At 32.2% G+C, this 17,659-nt stretch carries 20 protein-coding genes; 1 reads left to right on the top strand and 19 read right to left on the bottom strand.

Going from position 1 to position 17,659, the window contains the following annotated elements; translation table 11 throughout:
* Positions 1–116: 116 nt before the first annotated feature.
* The 16 genes from KA878_RS09555 to KA878_RS09480 form a co-directional block, all read right to left on the bottom strand.
* On the bottom strand, positions 117–572 hold the full coding sequence (locus KA878_RS09555) for a SprT family protein (protein ID WP_193839119.1): 456 nt from the start codon (positions 570–572) through the stop codon (positions 117–119).
* Positions 565–2,712 carry a Tex family protein gene (locus tag KA878_RS09550; protein WP_193839118.1) on the bottom strand — a complete coding sequence of 716 codons (2,148 nt, stop codon included), beginning with the start codon at positions 2,710–2,712 and terminating at the stop codon, positions 565–567. The genes KA878_RS09555 and KA878_RS09550 overlap by 8 nt, the downstream gene beginning before the upstream one ends.
* Positions 2,713–2,859: 147 nt before the next feature.
* Positions 2,860–3,630, bottom strand: a complete 771-nt coding sequence (gene sigB / locus KA878_RS09545) for an RNA polymerase sigma factor SigB (protein WP_070854339.1) — start codon at positions 3,628–3,630, stop codon at positions 2,860–2,862.
* On the bottom strand, positions 3,605–4,057 hold the full coding sequence (rsbW, locus tag KA878_RS09540; RefSeq protein ID WP_070854366.1) for an anti-sigma B factor RsbW: 453 nt from the start codon (positions 4,055–4,057) through the stop codon (positions 3,605–3,607). Before rsbW ends, sigB begins: the two co-directional genes overlap by 26 nt.
* A gap of 28 nt (positions 4,058–4,085) precedes the next feature.
* The gene (locus tag KA878_RS09535) at positions 4,086–4,412 is read right to left on the bottom strand and encodes an anti-sigma factor antagonist (RefSeq protein ID WP_011275274.1); all 327 of its coding nucleotides are present in this window, start codon (positions 4,410–4,412) and stop codon (positions 4,086–4,088) included.
* Positions 4,413–4,511: 99 nt separating this feature from the next.
* Positions 4,512–5,513 carry a SpoIIE family protein phosphatase gene (locus KA878_RS09530; RefSeq protein WP_053031221.1) on the bottom strand — a complete coding sequence of 334 codons (1,002 nt, stop codon included), beginning with the start codon at positions 5,511–5,513 and terminating at the stop codon, positions 4,512–4,514.
* 310 nt (positions 5,514–5,823) lie between these two features.
* Positions 5,824–6,189 carry a type II toxin-antitoxin system PemK/MazF family toxin gene (locus KA878_RS09525; protein WP_053031219.1) on the bottom strand — a complete coding sequence of 122 codons (366 nt, stop codon included), beginning with the start codon at positions 6,187–6,189 and terminating at the stop codon, positions 5,824–5,826.
* The gene (gene mazE / locus KA878_RS09520; RefSeq protein WP_037538759.1) at positions 6,186–6,356 is read right to left on the bottom strand and encodes a type II toxin-antitoxin system antitoxin MazE; all 171 of its coding nucleotides are present in this window, start codon (positions 6,354–6,356) and stop codon (positions 6,186–6,188) included. Before mazE ends, KA878_RS09525 begins: the two co-directional genes overlap by 4 nt.
* A gap of 86 nt (positions 6,357–6,442) precedes the next feature.
* A complete protein-coding gene (gene alr, locus KA878_RS09515; protein ID WP_193839117.1) occupies positions 6,443–7,591 on the bottom strand; it encodes an alanine racemase in 1,149 nt (382 codons plus the stop codon).
* A 92-nt stretch (positions 7,592–7,683) separates the two neighbouring features.
* Positions 7,684–8,043, bottom strand: coding sequence for a holo-ACP synthase (gene acpS / locus KA878_RS09510; RefSeq protein WP_193839116.1), 360 nt, complete (start codon positions 8,041–8,043; stop codon positions 7,684–7,686).
* Positions 8,044–8,052: 9 nt separating this feature from the next.
* Entirely contained in the window at positions 8,053–8,580 is a 528-nt protein-coding gene (locus KA878_RS09505; protein ID WP_193839115.1) for a PH domain-containing protein, read from the bottom strand.
* Positions 8,573–10,096 (bottom strand): PH domain-containing protein, encoded by a 1,524-nt coding sequence (locus KA878_RS09500; RefSeq protein ID WP_193839114.1) that lies wholly within the window; start codon positions 10,094–10,096, stop codon positions 8,573–8,575. Before KA878_RS09500 ends, KA878_RS09505 begins: the two co-directional genes overlap by 8 nt.
* Positions 10,089–10,568 (bottom strand): PH domain-containing protein, encoded by a 480-nt coding sequence (locus KA878_RS09495; RefSeq protein WP_053031208.1) that lies wholly within the window; start codon positions 10,566–10,568, stop codon positions 10,089–10,091. Before KA878_RS09495 ends, KA878_RS09500 begins: the two co-directional genes overlap by 8 nt.
* A 166-nt stretch (positions 10,569–10,734) precedes the next feature.
* Positions 10,735–12,246, bottom strand: a complete 1,512-nt coding sequence (gene cshA / locus KA878_RS09490) for a degradosome RNA helicase CshA (protein WP_193839113.1) — start codon at positions 12,244–12,246, stop codon at positions 10,735–10,737.
* A gap of 270 nt (positions 12,247–12,516) precedes the next feature.
* Positions 12,517–13,872, bottom strand: a complete 1,356-nt coding sequence (locus KA878_RS09485) for a UDP-N-acetylmuramoyl-tripeptide--D-alanyl-D-alanine ligase (RefSeq protein WP_075109072.1) — start codon at positions 13,870–13,872, stop codon at positions 12,517–12,519.
* A 15-nt stretch (positions 13,873–13,887) separates the two neighbouring features.
* Complete coding sequence (locus tag KA878_RS09480; protein ID WP_053031202.1) at positions 13,888–14,958, bottom strand: D-alanine--D-alanine ligase; 1,071 nt, start codon at positions 14,956–14,958, stop codon at positions 13,888–13,890.
* A 406-nt stretch (positions 14,959–15,364) separates the two neighbouring features.
* Between KA878_RS09480 and KA878_RS09475 the strand changes: the two genes are divergently transcribed.
* Positions 15,365–16,567 (top strand): FtsW/RodA/SpoVE family cell cycle protein, encoded by a 1,203-nt coding sequence (locus KA878_RS09475; protein WP_075109070.1) that lies wholly within the window; start codon positions 15,365–15,367, stop codon positions 16,565–16,567.
* Positions 16,568–16,717: 150 nt separating this feature from the next.
* Here the strand turns inward: KA878_RS09475 and KA878_RS09470 are convergent, their stop codons facing one another.
* The 3 genes from KA878_RS09470 to csoR all read right to left on the bottom strand — a co-directional run bounded on the left by KA878_RS09470 (position 16,718) and on the right by csoR (position 17,474).
* Positions 16,718–16,855, bottom strand: coding sequence for an Lmo0850 family protein (locus KA878_RS09470; protein WP_107630147.1), 138 nt, complete (start codon positions 16,853–16,855; stop codon positions 16,718–16,720).
* Positions 16,856–16,962: 107 nt separating this feature from the next.
* Positions 16,963–17,169 (bottom strand): putative copper chaperone CsoZ, encoded by a 207-nt coding sequence (gene csoZ, locus KA878_RS09465; protein WP_075109069.1) that lies wholly within the window; start codon positions 17,167–17,169, stop codon positions 16,963–16,965.
* Positions 17,170–17,180: 11 nt separating this feature from the next.
* Entirely contained in the window at positions 17,181–17,474 is a 294-nt protein-coding gene (gene csoR, locus KA878_RS09460; RefSeq protein WP_193839112.1) for a copper-sensing transcriptional repressor CsoR, read from the bottom strand.
* Positions 17,475–17,659 lie beyond the last annotated feature (185 nt).

The raw sequence follows: 17,659 nt of genomic DNA, 5'->3' as shown, positions 1-17,659 counted from the left end.
GGCGGGGCCCCAACACAAAAAATCACGAAAGTGATTTTACAAGCTAAGCAGGTTGGGGATACGACGTATCTAAAAAGAATTCTGTCCCACTACCAATACGTATTTGCTTAGTTATTTCAATTAACGCGTTTTATTAGTGATAACTTCCCCTTGCACTTCCCGCATCTCATCTTTTTCACATCGACTTTTTTAATTCTGAGATATTGGCAACCACATGATTTACATTGATATACGTAATTAGCACGTTCTTCATACGTTTGAATAGGCGTACAAAATCTTGGTGCACCTACTTGCTTACTTAACACTTTAAAATCTGTATTTTTATGTTGATACCCTTTTCCGAGTATGTGTAAATGATAATGGCACAATTCATGTTTAATGATATCAATTAATGCTTTCTCCCCATAATATTGATATTGCTTGGGATTAATTTCGATATTATGTGATTTTAACATATAGCGACCACCAGTGGTGCGTAGCTTGTTATTAAATAAAGCTTTATGACAAAACGGTCTATTAAAAAACTGACTTGAAATACGTTCTACTACAATTTGTAATTCATTATTATTCATGGGAATCAATCATGGTTAAAGACACCTTGCCTTTAGTTTGATCTATATCTAGTATCCACACATCCACTATGTCTCCCACACTTACGATGTCCATTGGATTTTTGACGAATTTTTTAGATAGTTTCGATACATGGACCAAGCCATCTTGTTTCACACCTATATCAACGAATGCTCCGAAATCAACTACATTTCTTACGGTGCCACTTAATTTCATACCTACTTTTAAATCTTCAATAGATAATACATCTGACTTCAAGATTGGCGTTTCGAATTCATCTCTAGGATCTCGATTAGGTGCCATTAATGATTTAATTATATCTTCAAGTGTAGGTACTCCGACATTTAATTGATTAGCTACTTGATCCACATTTACTTTTGATAGCTCTGTTTTAAGTTTATCAGTACCTAAATCTTTAATACTTAAATCTAAAATACCCAATAATTTATACGTTACGTCATAACTTTCAGGGTGAATAGAAGTATTATCTAATGGTTCAGTACCATCTACAATACGCAAGAATCCGATACTTTGTTCAAATGTTTTTGCACCTAAACGTTTCACTTTACTAATTTCTTTATTGTGCTTAATGGCTCCATTCTCTTCACGGTAATCAATGATGTTTTGAGCAATCGTACCAGATAATCCAGATACATATTGTAATAATGATTTAGAAGCCGTATTTACATCAACGCCCACTTGGTTAACAGCAGTTTCAACTACAAATGTTAGTGCGCTTTCAAGTTCTTTTTGATTTACATCGTGTTGATATTGTCCAACTCCAATAGATTTAGGATCTATTTTAACTAATTCACTTAAAGGGTCTTGAACACGTCTACCGATGGATACTGCACTACGTTCTTCAACTTGAAAATCAGGAAACTCTGATCTAGCAATTTCAGATGCTGAATAAACAGAAGCACCCGCTTCATTGACAATAATAAATTTAATTTCTAAGTTATACTTTTTAATAACATTTGCAACAAATTGTTCAGTCTCACGACTCGCTGTACCATTACCAATAGCAATGAGTTCAACATGATTTTCTTTAATCATTCTGACTATTTCTTTTTCTGATGCTTCTATCTTAGATTTAGGTGGGTGTGGATAAATCACACTCTTATCAATAAAAGTGCCGAATGGATTAATTACTGCTAACTTGCAACCTGTTCTAAATGCTGGGTCAACACCTAAAATTTGCTTACCCTTCATAGGTGGTTGTAATAACAAATGTTTTAAGTTTTCACTAAAGACTTCAATGGCATGTTGTTCAGCTTTACTAGTTAAATCGGCTCGAATTTCTCTTTCGATTGAAGGCATAATTAATCGTTTCAGACTATCCTCAATAGCTAGCTTAATATAATCTCTATGCGGATTTTGATGTTTAATTTCACTTTTCTCAATTGAACTAGCTACTTGTTTTGTATCAAATTCTATTTTGATTGATAGAATTTTTTCTTTTTCACCACGATTCATAGCAAGTACTCTATGATTTGCTACATGCCTAATAGGTTCTACATAGTCATAATACATTGCAAATATTTCTTTTTCATCTTCTGCTTTCTTCTTCTTAGTTGTCACAATACTTCCCTGTCTATAAAGCTCTTTTAATATGCGACTACGATATTTAGGATTATCTGAAACATGTTCAGCAATGATATCTAATGCACCTTGAATCGCCTCATCAATATTTGTTACCTCATCAGTAATGAAACTTTCTGCCTTTTGTTTTAAGTCACCTTGCTGTCCATCATAGATCCATTTAGCTAAGCTTTCTAAACCTTTTCTTTTAGCTTCTGTCGCTCGTGTTTTCTTCTTTTGTTTAAAAGGTCTATATAAATCTTCGACACGTTGCAATTTAGTTTGTTTAAGTATATCTTCTCTCAACTCATTTGTTAATAAGCCTTGTTGTTCAATATTATGTATAACTTCTTCTTTTCTTTTTTGTAAATTTGCAACGTATTGGTATTCATCTGAAATCTGTTTGATTTGAACTTCATCCAATCCTCCAGTTGCTTCTTTACGATATCTTGCAATAAAGGGAACCGTATTGTTGTCTTCTAATAAACTTAATAATGATTTCACTTGTTTTTCAGAAAATTGATATTTTGTTGTTATTTCATCAATTAAATTTTTATTCATTTTATGACCACACTTTTTCATATTTTCTACTCAATTTTATCATATTTTTCATGTTAATTTATTAAGTCAACTTTGTACCTATTTTTATTTATTCATATCAATATAAAAAAACTGAGGCATGACGATACCTCAGTTTCTATTACTATTTTACTGTTTAGCAGCTTGCTGTAATTTCTTGATTGCAGTTCTTTGCAATCGAGACACATGCATTTGACTTAAACCAATGCGTTCACCAGTTTCTTTCTGGCTTAGCCCTTCAATAAATGTGCATTGAATGATTTCTCTTTCTCTATCTGAAAGAATAGGCAAAATACGTTCCAGAATCATACGTTTTTCTGTTAAGTCATAATTGTCATCTCTTTGACCCATTATATCTAATAAAGTCACTGTTGAACCATCTTTATCTGCTTCAATCGAGTGATCCACGCTAAGCGCATTATAACTTTGTCCCATTTCCATAGCTTCAAGTACTTCTTCTTCAGAAACTTCCAAACGATCAGCAATTTCTGCTATTGATGGGGAACGTTCTAATTCATTCGTTAATTCATCGCTTACTTTTTTTATACGTGGACCGATTTCTTTTATTCTTCTTGGAACATGAACACTCCAAGTTTTATCTCTTAAATATCTCTTAATCTCACCAATAACGGTCGGTACTAAGAATGCTTCAAATTTGCGATCAAAAGACAGGTCAAATCTGTTAATAGCACCTATTAAACCAACCATACCAACTTGAACTAAATCTTCGTGATGTGATTGCCCTTTTGAATACTTATAAGCCAACGATTCAATTAGTTTACGGTAATGATTGACTAATCTGTCTTGAGCTTCTGTATTAGCGTTATCTTGATGTTCCTTAATCCATTGGTTAATTTGTTCAGGTGATACATCATTAACTGATTTCGACTCTTTCGTCATTATTTGGCACCTGCTCTTTTTTTATATACTTAATCATACTGATTGTTACACCAGATTCTTTAAAGACTTTCACTTCATCCATTAAGGATTCAATTAAGAATAAACCAAGTCCGCCTTCACGTAAGAAATCGATATTTTCATTCTCATCGTAAGGTCCTAATTGTGATTTCGTTGTCTCATAATCAAAACTTTCGCCTTGATCTGAGATAATAATTTTTATTTTATCATCAAATAACTCAAAACATAAATTAATCATACCATTTGTATCTTTATTTTTATAAGCATGTTTAACTGCGTTAGTAACGGCTTCACTTACTGCAATTTTAGAATCTTCGATATCGTCATAAGATGCGCCTGCTCTTGAAAATACCCCTGATAACGTTAAGCGAATTAGACTTACATATTCGGCAGAGGCAGGCAATTTCATCTCGATATAATCATTTTTAATTGGCAAGTTATTCTACCTCCGTTCCTTCATTGACATGCATTAAGTCTTTAAGACCAGTAATATCAAATAATCTTCCGATTCTATCTGATACGCCTAAGATATATAACTCTTTATCATTTTGGTTCAATGCTTTTAATGTTCCTACAAATAATCCTAATCCTGTAGAATCCATATAACTAACGTTTGTTACATTAACGTGAATATCATGTGTACCTTCTTGTCTCATTGGCATTAATACTTCTTCCAATTCAGGTACAGTATATACATCTAATTCACCAGCAACAATAACTTCATAATATTCATCATGTGTTACCGTTTCAATGTTAAGGTTCATAGTTCTTACACTCCCATTTTAGTCTTTTGTTACTACCAATTATGTATACTCTAGTAAGTATACCCATAGTTAGATTTATATAATCAATAAATTTAATATTTAATTTACACGTTTTATAATCAATATAGTCATATCGTCGCGTTTGTTAGGATTTTGAATTTTTAATATAGCTTCATAAAGTATTTGTACTATATCTTGTGGATGCATATGCTTATATTTTCGAATAAGGTTTAACAATGTCTTTTTAGCGATAAATTCACCATCCGTATATCTTGCTTCTGTCACACCATCTGTAAATATTATAACTAAATCATCTAAGTAGATTGGGATTTCTTGTTGATTATATCTAGTGTGCTGACTTACACCTAGTACTCTACCTCTAACGTCAATTTCTTCGAACGTTTCAGTTTCCGCTCGATATATGTATCCCGGCTCGTGTCCAGCAGAACTACAATATAATAAATGGTTCATTTCTTCATAGAGTCCATAAAACATAGTTACAAACATATTTTGATTTACGTTTTTTTCAACAACTCGATTGAGACGCTTTAAACCATCACTTGGCAATTGAGAGTGGCCATAAGAGTCCATTCCGAACTTAATCATACTCATTGCTAGTGCAGCAGGGATACCTTTACCTATGACATCAGCAACCGCAAAACTCATCGTTCCATCTCGATGGTCAATTAAATTAAAATAATCGCCACTTACTTTCTGTGCAGCGACAGAAATCACACCGATTTGAATACTATCAAATTGAGGAATATCCGTTTTCAACATGGTTTGTTGAAGCCTTGAAGCTAAGTCAATTTCTTTATCGTGGAATTGCATTTTATCAACTAACTTTTGGTAGTCTCGATAGCTATAGCCAAATCCTTTGACTACTTCTTGCAAAACATCTAATGTATTCAAAATTTGTTCTTTCTCTAAATTCAAGGAGGTTACATATGATTTGTGTATATTCACAATATCTTCAGGTAGAATATCTTTTTTTATGACTTCATCTGTAAAATCATTACATTTTATTAGAAATTGTTGTTTATTTTTCGTAACTAAACTTTCATCTATAAGTTGCTTATAATGCTTTTTAAATTCTTCCACGAATCTGCCTCCTTATCTCAATAAATGGATCGCTAATGACTTATTTATATGTATTTAATATTTATTAATAAAATTTACTAATGCTAATGACATAATATTAAATAATAAACTCTCTATTTAAAAAAGACTTTAGGTATTACCTAAAGTCAACAACTAAAGACCTTTCAATCATTTTCGTACTTATCTTCTTTCATAATGCATATGTATTAAGTACTTTGAAATCAAATAATTAAATATTTGAACAACTGATATTAAAAATTTTGTCTTTAATAGTTAATATGAAATACATTTGGATTATACATGAATTTAGTTAAGAATTTTGGGATTTAACTTCATCATGTAATCCTAAACTAATATCTAAGGCATCATCTACTTCTTGCATTTTCTCTTCAGATAAGTACGTTAATTTTTCTTTTAATCGCTTTTTATCTAGTGTACGAATTTGCTCTAGAAGGATAACTGAATCCTTATCAAGTCTATATTTCTTTTTTTCAATTTCAACATGTGTTGGTATTTTCGCTTTATTAATCCTTCCCGTAATCGCAGCGACGATTACGGTAGGACTATATTTGTTGCCAGTATCATTTTGAATGATAACTACAGGTCTGACTCCCCCTTGTTCTGAACCCTGTACTGGTGACAAATCAGCTAAATATACATCGCCTCTTCTAATCATTCACTCTTATAATTAGAAATAATGTACGTTTCATTGCAATCACAAGCTTCACATTCTAATGGAAAAGCTTCTGTCGCTAGGGAGAGATTTAATTCGGCCATCTGAGCATAGCCCTCTTTTAAAGATTGTTCAAGACTGTGACTTCTATTTTGATTAAAAGTAAGCATAATATGAACCTCCAATTGATACCAAATACAACATTATAAACTTTAATTTATTTTTATAATAACAAATTTTGTATCAAGTGACTATACTATTTTAATAATTCATTAGTTACATGCATCTCGTCATCAACTTCGTAGATTCTAGGTAAACGTCGACCTAAATTGCATAGTACTTCATAACTAATCGTGTGTTGCTTTTGTGCTAAAGCTTCCACTGATTGTGGGGAATCACTTGAGTTATCTATAAGTGTCACAGTATCGCCTTCTTGCACATCTTCAGGCACATGTATAATCATTTGATCCATACATACACGGCCGATGACTTCGCATTGATGACCGTTTACACTTACATATGCACCTTGCATTGAACGTAAGTAACCATCTGCATAACCAATAGGTAGAATCGCAATCTTCATATTGTCAGTTGCTGTATAGGTGCTTCCATAACTGACAGATTCACCTGGTTTTAAATATTTAGTTTGGACTACTTGTGTTTTTAATTGCGTACTTGGTTGCAATTGAGTAGTAACTGTTTCTTTAACATACGCTGACGGATAGTAGCCATATAAGGAGATACCTAATCTAATGGCGTTACATAGTTCATAATGTCTTAATAAAGAACCTGCTGAGTTTTGTGCATGGATATATTTTGGCTTTTCAGCTTGCGTGACTATTTGCTCAAATTGTTCATACTGTTGATCCATAGAATCGCCCGGTTCATCTGCATTAGCGAAGTGCGTATATACGCCTTCGAATATTAAATGCGGTTGGCTATGAATTAGACGGATAACTTCTTTGTATTCTTCTAATGATTTAATTCCAAGTCTACCCATCCCTGTGTCTAATTTTACATGTAGCCATAGATTCTTTTCATTATCATCACTAATTAGATCAATTGCATGTTGAAGCCATTGTAGTGAAGGTACAGTCAATGCAACTCTATGTTGAATTGCTTTGTTTATATCTTCAAGTGGTATAACGCCTAAAATAAGTATTTGCGCATTTACACCATGCATTCGTAATTCAATCGCTTCGTCAAGAGTGGCAACTGCAAAAAACGTAGCACCGTTTTTCATTAAATGTTGTGCTATCTTGACGCTTCCTAAACCATAGCTATTTGCTTTTACGACTGGTATCACCGTTTTATTGTTATGCAACGATTTGAATGCATTATAATTATTTAAAATTGCTGATAAATCTACATTTAAGTAGGTTGATCTATAGAATTTATCTGACATAAGTAGTCCTCCTCTTTACTATTAAATACCATGTAGTAGTTGATTTATCTCGTGCAATTGGCGAGGTAGAAATTATTTACATTATAATACTGTTAATCTCTCTTTTCTAATAAAACCTGACTCATCGCATAATGCTCAGTGTGTGTAATAGATACATGTACGATAAAGCCTTCGTAATCAATACATGGTTTCCCATTGCTATCGTTATAACAATTAATATCTTTAAAGGCCACTGTTTTTCCTAAACCAGTTCCTAATGCCTTACTGAACGCTTCTTTCGTTGCGAAACGACCTGAAAGAAACTCTAGTTTTCTCTTTTCACTTTTAAATGATTGGAACTTTTGTTCTTCTTCTTGAGTTAAAATTCTTTTGACTAACCTGTCTGTTTGTTTCTCGAAAGCGTTCTTAATTCTTTCAATTTCTATTAAATCAATACCTATTCCATATATCATGCTAAGCCCTCACTCACTAGGTAGATTTGAACGATCTATTGTTGTAGCCATTTCATTAATATCATTCTGCTGTATATTTTTCTTATTTTGTATCATTTGTTTAAGATTTATTGCGTCTGTTTTTGTAATCAGGTCTATTTGAGAAATACCACCGGCAGTCGATAAATGTAATGTTGCTAATTGATATTTTCTCATTAGAAACCCTTCCTCAATATCGATATTCTGAATTCGATAAAAAGGAATGATTTTAGTGTTGATAAAAATAATACCTCGTCTTATATAAATTTCATTGTTCGAATAATAATAGCGAAAATTTTTATATTTTAAAAATGGTATTAGAAATATAAAAACAACACAACATAAAATTATAAGTCCTATCGCAACACTTACAATCAATAGGCGATGCAATGCTTCAATGTATAAATCACATAATACACTTGCTACTACCACAATAATTGTAAAAATAATACTAGCAATCATTGAAGCAATCCTCATCACTTTAGGGCCATTTTTATTCATGTAATTATAATTAGTCATCGTACTCACCTCTTAAATACGCATCAACATAGCGTTGCGAAGTTTCTTCTTTTATAAACTTTAATTCCATAAATTCAAATATTGATCCCTTAGCAACAAAGAAGTAAATATTAGCTAAATGACTTCTTTCAAGTAGAGGATGTTGGCTCGTCTCTATACCTATAATTTTATTTGTTTTGAAATAATATGTTTGAAAACCAAACGTACTCACTCGTTTCAAAGTAATTTCATCATTTTCTATCACTAGGCCAGCATTTTTAACGTAGATATATGCATGTGCCATCATCACAATAATGATAATTAAAGCGATAAAAAAGCTCCATGCACTCCAAAAATAAGTTCCAATACTAGCGATAATTAAAACAATTATACTCGGTATGAAAAAGTGACGATGAAATCCATTCCACGGCATAATGTTTTGAACCTTATTAAACTTCATTTCAGGCACAAGCTCGCCAATAATTTCATATGCTTCTTTTTGTTTTATAAATGGTAATATCATAATTTTACCATTATTACTTGCATCATCATTAGACTCGATATCCATATCACTCGTGATAATAAAGTGTATAGAGGTGTATCCAAAGATTTTTCTTAAGAAAGATTGTTTCTCTAATACGGCTTGTAGTCGATCTGTTGGCACTGTTAGATTTTTCACATTAAAAAGACCGTAACTAATCTTAAGATGATTACCCTGTTGGACAACTTTGTAGTTATAGTAACGTATAATCGTGATTATAGTTCCTAACACATAACTAATGATTAAAATAGATGCAACTATAAATAGTACAATTATAAGTACAGAATTCACCCATTGCCATAGATTAGACGTCCATTTATCCCAAGGTATCACATTTTGAAATGCACCTACTATTGGTGAAACTGTAGCAAAAGCCACTCCAATTGCACCGCTCGTCATAGCCATTAGTATTAATGAACTTAAGGACATTTTAAACACATGCTCTGGATTACGCTTTGTTGAACTCGTCGATGCATTTAATCGCTCAGTATTTAGTTCATTATCACCTATAGCATCATTGATCGTGTATTCCAGCGCATCATTATTTAATTCTTTTTGTCTAGAACGGATAGTTTGTTCAATTAAATCACTTTGTTTCTTAGTTATTGTTGACAATTCAATGCCATCACTTGGCGCTTTGATTTGTAAACGAACACCACCAACGATTTGATTAATCAAACCTTGTGTTGTATCTAATGACTGAATTCTGCTTAAATTTAGTTCTTTTCTTTTTTTATTTAACCAGCCAGAAGTAACAATAAATTGGTCATCTTCAATCCAATATCTTGTAACTTTAATTTCTAAAAATCGATGTATAAACGTTAAGATAAAGATGAATAAAAAGATGGATGGACCAATATAATGTCGAATTTCTGTAAAATCAAAATTCCAAATATTAAAACCAACAAATACGATAAATGTAAAAATATTTTGTTTAATCACATCTATTATCCCTGTTATGTATGAAATAGGATGTAATTTTTGGGGATTAAACATCTGAATCAGCACCTCGCAATGCTATAAAAATATCTTCTGATAATTCATTCATTTCTTCTTCTGAGACAATGGGTAATTTCAGTTCATGCCCCGCAGTTACAAAAATTAAAACATTTAATTTTAATAATTTTAAAATAGGGTTACTTTTAATTTCTAAAAATTGTAGACGTTCAATTTTAGTTATTTGGTGTTTTTTAAAAATAAAAGTTTTTTTAACTTCGACATTTCTATTATCAACCCTATAATAACGATATTTATACTTGATAATCGGTTGTAATAGTAAACGAATAATCGAAATGAAGACTAAGAAGATAAGTATGTAGACAATAAAGTGGTACCAATTAAAATATTGCCACATTGAAAATAGTGCAGCAATGATAATTAGTTCTATTAAAAATAAGATACCACTATTGATCCAGTGGTATTTCAGTGCATTTTTAGGACTTTTATGAAATGATCGTTCTACCTTCATAATATACTCCTTTGCAATTTTACTTTATTATATCATATTCGATATGATGCTTACGCTCCTATAGCGAAGATGCAATAAGGTTCATTTATTTTTAGGCTTGTATCGAATTAAAAAACCACCTCAAAAGCATGAGATGGTTTAATCATAAAATTAATATTGATGCATTTTATTTTTGTAAATCTGCAAAAGTTCGGCCTTTCATTGTAGATCGACCTTTATCTTGTCTTTCGCGACGATCTGGCTTTTTGCCTTTTTTCTTATTAAAGTTACCTTTAGAACGTTTGTTTTTATTATCAAATTTATTATTACGTTTTCCACCACGGCGTGATCCATTACCTTTACCTTGGCGATTTTTACGTGCTAATGGTTTTTCAAATGTTAATTGTACTTCAACTTCATCATTCGCTTCAACTAGTTCTTGTAGTAATGATGCAACTAATTCTGTACTATCGTATTCTTTTAATAACTCACTTGAGATACGTTTCAAACGCGCTTCACTTTCACGTGACATCCAATTTTTAACTTTATCTTTGATGTCATCTTCACGCGCTTTTAATACTTCTTTACGGTGTGGCGGTCTTAACGCATTCATTCGTCTTCCATTTGCATCTTCTATTTGACGGATATAATCCATTTCAATAGGGTTAACAAATGTAACTGCGATACCTTCTTTACCAGCACGACCAGTTCGACCAATTCTATGTGTATAGCTTTCCGTATCTTGAGGAATGTCAAAGTTATATACATGACTTACACCTGAAATATCTAATCCACGAGCAGCAACATCTGTGGCTACTAAGATATCAATTTGGTCATTTTTAAATTTCTTTAATACTTCTAAACGTTTAGCTTGTGTAATATCACCGTGTAAACCTTCTGCTTTATAACCTTTTGATAATAACGCACTTGTTAATTCATCAACACGACGTTTCGTTCTACCAAATACTATAGCTAACTCTGGTTGATGTACATCTAAGAAATTAGTGAATGTATCGAATTTTTCAAGTTCTTTAACAATTGTATAATATTCATCAATTTGAGGATCTGACATTTCGTTATTCATTGTTTTAACGATTTGAGGAGATTTCATAAATTGTTGTACTAATGTTTGAATTGCTTTAGGCATCGTTGCTGAGAATAACATGGTTTGTCTTTGCTCAGAAGGAATTTTATCCATAATGAATCTCATATCATCTATGAATCCCATGTTCATCATTTCATCCGCTTCATCCAAAATTAATGTATGAATACCATTTGTTTTTAATGTACGTCTATTTAAGTGATCAATAACACGTCCTGGTGTACCTACAACAATTTGTGGTCCTCTTTTTAAGGCTTTAATTTGACGGTCGATTGGCATACCACCAAATACGGTTACAACTTGTACATTTTGACCACGACTAAATTCTCTTAATTGTTCAGCTACTTGCATAGCTAGTTCTCTTGTAGGTGCTAATATTAAGGCTTGTACACCTGATTGACCCACAACTTTTTCTATTAAAGGAATCCCGAACGCTCCAGTTTTACCTGTCCCAGTTTGCGCTTGTCCAAGGATGTCTCTTCCTTCTAATGTATAAGGGATACTATCTTTTTGGATAGGTGTAGGTTCCTTAAAACCCATTGCTTCAAGGGTTTCTACAGTTTTATCCGAAATCCCTAGTTCTTTAAAATTTTGCAATATAATTCTCCTTTTAACTTTCTTATTTATCAATATACGTTTGTGTATATAAGGTCCTCTTATTACGTCAACTTCTATATAGTACCACCTAAAATTATATATCGCAATAAAGCAATTCTAGTGATAGGTTCGTTTTCCCAAGATTCAAGACATAATAGCGTTTACATTTTTTACACTTTTTTTAGCTTTTAAAGTAAAAAAACAAGTCACTAAAGGATTTATATTCCTTTTAAGTGACTTGCCTAATCGTAATAGCAACCTTGAAAATAATTAAATCAATTTATTTACTACTTCTTCGAGCTTATTGCCACGTGAGCCCTTTACTAGAACTTTGTCATTAGCAACTAAATTATCCATTAAATATTGCGTTAGTGCTTGTTTATCCGTGAAATATTGAACATGATCAACAAATTGACCACCTTTGTCACTTATATATTTCGCATCGTTACCATATGTTAATAGCGTTTGGATATTTTTGTCTTCTAAATAAGCACCGACATCTTCATGCATTTGACGGCTATTTTCTCCTAATTCAAGTGAATCAGCAAGTACAATGATTTTACGGCCATCCATTTGGCTTAATGTATCTATAGCTGCTTTCATACTAGTAGGACTTGCGTTATACGCATCATTAATTATAGTTATGTCATTATCAGTAATATGGCGTTCCATGCGCATACCTGTAAGTTGAACATGATGAATATTATGTTGAATTGTTTCATATTCCAATCCTAATTCATGGCCAATAGCAATGGCGATAGCGGCATTTTTCATATTATGAATGCCTAGAATAGGCAATTTATAATGTTCATTACCATTAATATTAAAAGCAATACCATCATTTTCACTCTGCTCTACTTCACAAACTAAAGTATTATTTGGTTTTAAACCGATACTTAGGCATTTAGCATGCTTAACATCTTTAACATGTGGTTCTAGTAATGGTTCGTCACCGTCATAAATGAACGTTCCACCTTCTTTAAGTCCAATTGTTATTTCTGATTTAGCTTGAGCAATACCTTCACGTGAGCCCAAATCTTGCATATGTGACTCACCAATATTCGTAATAACGGCAATGTCAGGCTCAGCAATCGTAGATAATAATTCGATTTCATGGAAACCAGACATACCCATTTCTAAAATTGATATCTCAGTATCTGGATCAAGTTCTAAAATCGTTAATGGTAAGCCTATCTCATTGTTGTAGTTACCTTGTGTTTTTTTAACTTTAAACTCAGTGTGTAAGACACTTTCAATCATATCTTTCGTCGTTGTTTTACCATTGGAGCCTGTCACACCTATAACTTTAGGATTCACATGTTTTAAATAGGCTTTGGCTAATTGCTGTAACGCAACTAACGTATCGTCTACCCAAATAATTGGTCCGTTCACATTATCATCGATGTCATGGCCCTTTTCATAGAAAGATGCACCGGCACCATCTATTAACGCTTGTGAAACAAATTGATGGCCATCTACATTTTCACCTTTAAAAGGGATAAATAGCATATCGTGTGTGATTGCACGTGAATCAATCGTTACACCTTTGATTGTATGTTGTAAATATTCTGTTTCTATCTCACAAGGTATCCATTCCTGAATTTGCTTTAATGAAACTTCTATCATTTATGAATTCCCCTCTTAGTCGATTGTGTATTTATTTTTCTTTTTATCCTCGTGACGTTCTTTAGCTAAATCAATTAGTTTAGTAATTAAATCAGAATAGGATAGTCCCATATTCTCCCATAAGCTTGGATACATACTAAATGCTGTAAATCCAGGCATCGCATTCGTTTCATTAATGAAAATTTGATTATCTTCAGTAACGAAGAAATCCGCACGTACTAGACCAGAACAATCTGTAGCTTTAAATGCTTCTAATGCCATATTTCTTAAAGTCATTTGTACTTCTTCATCAAGTTCTGCTGGGATTTGTAAACTAATTTTACCGTCCTTATATTTTGATTTGTAATCATAAAACGCAACATCTTTAATGACTTCGCCTGGCCATGTTGTTTCAGGATAATCATTACCTAATACAGCCACTTCAACTTCACGTGCATTAATACCTTGTTCAATAACAAGCTTACGGTCAAATTGGAAAGCTTCCTCGATACCAGCTTTTAATTCATCTTCATTGTTACATTTACTGATACCGACGCTTGAACCTAGGTTCGCTGGTTTTACGAATACAGGATATGTAAGTTTATCTTTAACAAGTTTGATAATATTACCTTCATATTTTTCATATTCACTTCTTAAGAAACTAATGTAAGGTAATTGTGGTAACCCTCTATGTTCAAATAATTGTTTCATAACAAGTTTATCCATTGAACTTGATGCTGCTAATACACCATTACCGACGTATGGTAAATCCAGAACTTCAAACAACCCTTGAATCGTACCGTCCTCACCATTTGGACCATGGAGTAATGGGAATACCGCATCATAAGGTTGACCGTCACTACTTTCTTTCAATAAAGTTGTGATCTCACCTGCTTCTACATCGGCCATATTAAGTGATTCAATTGATTTAATTTCTTCAGTAATATTATCTTTTTTCTTCCATAATCCATCATTCGTTATATAAATGATATCGACTAAATATTTTTCTTTATCAATTGCGTTAAGAACATTTTGCGCAGTTAATTTCGAAACATCGTGTTCAGCACTTTTACCACCATATACGATACAAATGTTTTCTTTTACCATAAGTAGTTCCTCCATTAAGAAAGATCATAACTCGCGCATTTGTATAAAGTTTTATCTCAATTTGATATTTCAACTTCCCACAAATACTTTTATCTCTTTCAACTCATTTTTAATTTTTCTTTTTAGTTAACTATTAATATTTTATGAAATTTATTTAGGTTAAACTATGCTTTCTAAAAATCAATATTATCACAGTCTAAAGCAATTTTGCATTTATCAACTTAAATATAAATGTGATTATGTGATGAATATCTTTTATTATCGCATAAGAATTAAACTCAATTAAGCGATGTTTATTTTTCTTTTACACATTCACTCTGTTATTTTCTAGCAAATTAACTTAAAGTCATGTAAAATTTGTATATAATATTATTCGTTAGATTATAAGAGTTTAAGGAGTTTTCTCATGAAATATTCATCCCGTCAACAGCCATCTAAGCATTGGCTACGTAAAATAGACTGGATACTCGTAGCATTATTAACAATATTAGCTATAATTAGTGTTACTACGATTAGCTCAGCTATGGGTGGCGGCCAATATAGTGCAAACTTTAGTATTCGCCAAATTATCTACTATATATTGGGTGCTATTATTGCGCTCATCATTATGCTTATTTCACCTAAAAAGATTAAAAATAATACATATATTCTATACTTCATCTTTTGCATATTGCTTGTTGGTTTATTGATTTTACCAGAAACATCAATCACACCAATTATTAACGGTGCTAAAAGTTGGTATTCCTTTGGACCAGTAAGTATACAGCCTTCAGAATTTATGAAAGTTATCTTAATTCTTGCATTAGCAAAGAGTGTTTCTAATCATAATCGCTTTACTTTCAATAAATCTTTTCAAACTGATTTAGTTTTATTCTTTAAAATCATTGGCATCTCAATTATTCCAATGGCATTAATCCTATTGCAAAATGACCTAGGTACAACCCTTGTGATATGTGCAATTATTATTGGGATTATGTTAATAAGTGGCATTACATGGAGAATATTAGCCCCATTATTTATAGCCGCATTTGTTATTGGTGGAACGATTATTTTAGCAGTTATCTACAAACCGTCATTAATTGAAGGGCTTCTCGGCGTTAAAATGTATCAAATGGGCCGTATTAATTCGTGGTTAGATCCCTATTCTTATAGTGCAGGCGACGGTTATCATTTAACAGAATCGTTAAAAGCAATTGGTTCTGGCCAACTCTTGGGCAAAGGGTTTAATCATGGTGAAGTTTATATCCCTGAGAACCATACCGACTTTATATTTTCAGTAGTCGGAGAAGAAATGGGATTTATAGGTGCTGTCGTTTTATTACTTATCTTTTTAGCATTGATTTTCCATTTAATTCGACTTGCTACCAAAGTGGAATCACCATTTAGTAAAATATTTATCATTGGTTACGTTTCTTTACTCGTCTTCCATATATTCCAAAATATAGGAATGACAATCCAATTACTACCAATTACTGGTATTCCATTACCATTTATTAGTTATGGTGGTAGTTCACTTTGGAGTCTAATGGTTGGTATAGGTGTCGTATTATCTATTCATTTCCATCAAAGACAAACTACTCCTAATAAAAAAGAAGTAGAACAGAAATAATATTTTGTTGCACCTAGCTTTGACTGTAAAATCACTTTCGTAATTTTAGTGTGGGATCTAATCCCACAATTAGATTAACTACAATATAAAAAATGTAGCCTGAGACATTGATTAATGTCCCAGGCTACATTTTTATTAATTGCTAGCAAACTATTTAAGTTCTTGACGCACAGGCGTAGTTGCTGGCAATGTATTCATTATGTCCAAACGAGATTTAGTTTTTTTAATATTTACACCTAGTGATGATAGTAGTTTAACAACATTTTGTAATTTATCCGATTGACTCATGGCTTTCACCTCGTTTTATGACTTCAAGGTTATACTACCCCAATTAACAATGTTTTACTACATGAATTCCACATAAAATTGACATTTTATAAAATTAATTTCATTTATTAGCCTAAAACCTTAAATCCATCATCATAAATTTCTTTTTCAATACTATTTAAATTCGTTGGTGTTTCATAAGATATTGTGACCAATTGTTTATCTAGCTCAACACTTACTTTACTTACACCAATCATATCTTCTAGTCTATGATGAAGTGCATTGGCTTGCTCTTCCGTTTGCAAACCACTCAATTTAATCTCACTATAATTCATTTCATTTACTCCTAATCTTTCATTAATTTCTGAAACGTTACTAATAGTTCTTCCATCGCTTCTTCTTGAGCCCCATTATTCACTTTATCCATAATGCAGCTTTTCATGTGATGATCTAACAATTTAGTGGCAACACTATTCAAAGCAGATCTTGTAGCTCTAATTTGGGTTAACACGTCATCACAGTAAACATCTTCTTCAATCATGCGATTGATTGCTCTAACTTGCCCTTCAATGCGATTAAGTCTCGATTTTAAATTTAGTTTAATTTGATCAGAATGATGTGCATTATCATAATTTTCCAAGGTCGTCACCCTTTCTATACGTACTATCATATCGTATAATTTACCTTACTATTCGTCAAACACTGTAACTTATTTCATGAAAAAGGGTCATGCTATTTGGTAAATGCCATGATACAATTAACGTTAAGAAAGTAAAAACTTGTCTTATTATTGCAAGAATTAAAATATTGAACAGGAGGCGTACT

The sequence above is a fragment of the Staphylococcus sp. GDY8P57P genome (assembly GCF_017892585.1).
GTDB classification, from domain to species: Bacteria; Bacillota; Bacilli; order Staphylococcales; family Staphylococcaceae; genus Staphylococcus; species Staphylococcus borealis.
The sequence above is the reverse complement of the archived record's forward strand: the minus strand, read 5'-3'. Positions and strand labels throughout refer to the sequence as shown.